The 1,608-nt window shown below is 59.9% G+C and carries 1 protein-coding gene; it reads left to right on the plus strand.

The window, feature by feature from the left end; translation table 11 throughout:
* The coding region (locus MKK70_RS19335; protein WP_243949404.1) for an Ig-like domain-containing protein at nt 1-1,608 on the plus strand (1,608 nt) is incomplete at both ends.

A 1,608-nucleotide genomic window follows, 5' to 3' on the forward strand; every position in this document is an offset into this window, starting at 1 on the left:
GCCGCGTTCATCAAAGCCTTCCAGGAGCTGGTGACCACGTTCCGCTCCGTGTCCGACAAGTTCAAGTTCGTATGGGACACCACTAACGATGGTGGCAACATGAACCCGGAGAAGGCGTATCCGGGCGACAAGTACGTCGATGTGATCGGTACGGACGTCTTTTACAGCACCCAATGGGACGGCACCGATGCCGCCAAGGGGTTCAAGGGCGAGGTCACCCGCACCTACGGCCTACAGTGGCAGCAGGATTTCGCCGCAGCCCACGGTAAGGCCACTGCCATCTCCGAGTGGGGTGTCGCCAGCGACAACGCGGGTCCCTACGTTCAGGCCATGACCAAGTGGATGGCCGACCATAACATGGTCTACGAGAACTACTGGGACTCGAACGCTGACTACAGCGGCAAGCTGAGCACAGGCGCAAACGCCACCGCAGGCGCTGCCTACAAGAGCGCTATCAGCAGCCTTCAGGGCGCAGCGACGTCTCTACCACTCACGGTACCGTCGGTTGCGATCACGTCAGCGGGTGGACTGACGAACACGCTGGCTGTGAAGCTTGTAGGTACCGTTGGCCTGAGTGATGTCGGTACGACTGTACATGTTTTGGACGGCTCTACGGAGATTGGAACGGCCATCGTCCAGGCCGATGGGAAGTGGAGTGCCGCCGTCTCGTTGCTGAACCAGCAGGGCACCCATCAGATCACCGCCAGTGATGCCAATGCTGCGGGCACAGGCAAGAGCAGTATCGTCAGCTACACCGTCGACACGGTAGCACCACTCCTTAGCGTGTCGGGGAGCGTATCAGGACTAACGAACAAGGCTTCGAACACTGTTACAGTGACAAGCTCTGATAGCACATCTGGCATGCGCTCGGTCGAGATCTACGACAATGGGAGCGATCTTGGAGCAGCTACTCAGAGAGCCGATGGCAGCTGGGTGTTTACTACAGCTAAACTGACGGACGGAACGCATAGTTTCACTGCCGTGGCGACCGACAACGCGGGTAACAAGAGTGGAGCGGTGTCGGCCGGTAACAGCGTGGTGGTCGACACGGTGGCACCTGTGGTGAAGCTTGGCTTGGTCCAGAATACGGGCACGTCGAGCACCGACAAGGTTACTACCAATCCAGCTCTGATAGGCACGGCAGAGGCCGGAGCGAAGGTGACACTGAGCGAAGACACGACCACGCTGGGCTCCGTCACCGCCGACAGCACTGGCCACTGGAGCTTCACGCCTACAACCCTGAAGCTCGGTGAGCACACCATCCTAGCCAGCCAGACGGATGCGGCTGGCAACACAGGTTCCGACACCCTGCTGTTCAACCTGAAGAGCACCGCACCAGCTTCGACGACGACGCTACCAACGACGGTGCAGAGTGACACGTTGGTGTTCAAGGTCTCTGGCGACAACTGGCAGGGTGATCGGCACTTCACCGTGACGGTCGACGGCAAGCAGGTCTGCGGTGTGCTGACCACCTCTGCTTCGCATGCTGCTGGTCAGACCCAGGAAATCACCCTGACGGGCAACTTCGGCTCAGGCGCTCACCATGTCGCCGAGACATTCCTCGACCACCCCGACAAGCGCTGGCGCAACGATCGTAACCCCCACGTC

This window comes from Methylobacterium sp. E-041, from assembly GCF_022829665.1.
Classification (GTDB): Bacteria; Pseudomonadota; Alphaproteobacteria; order Rhizobiales; family Beijerinckiaceae; genus Methylobacterium.